The 259-nt window shown below is 65.6% G+C and carries 1 protein-coding gene; it reads right to left on the bottom strand.

Features of this window, described 5'->3' with window-relative positions:
• Positions 1 to 259 (bottom strand): MerR family DNA-binding protein (locus tag ACKX14_RS16130; RefSeq protein WP_422449435.1); only part of this gene is annotated, 259 nt, incomplete at both ends.

Genomic DNA, 259 nt, shown 5'->3' on the forward strand with positions numbered 1-259 from the left:
TCGATCCGCTGATCCACATCGGAGATCTTGTCATCGATCAACTCTGCGACGTGGCCGCATGGTGCGCTGCCGCGGTCGTGGATGCCCAGCACCTGGCTCAGCTCAGTCAGGGTCAGCCCGATGGCCTGGCCGGCTCGGATGAACTCCAGCCGGTCGATCACGCCCGGGGCGTAGTCCCGGTAACCGGACGGAGTTCTGTTGGGCTCGGGGAGAAGACCCCGCTTTTCGTAGAACCGGATGGCGGAGGCGGCCAGCCCAC

Source organism: Thermorhabdus hydrogeniformans (assembly GCF_049310025.1).
Classification (GTDB): domain Bacteria; phylum Bacillota; class Thermosediminibacteria; order Thermosediminibacterales; family Tepidanaerobacteraceae; genus JBJYKD01.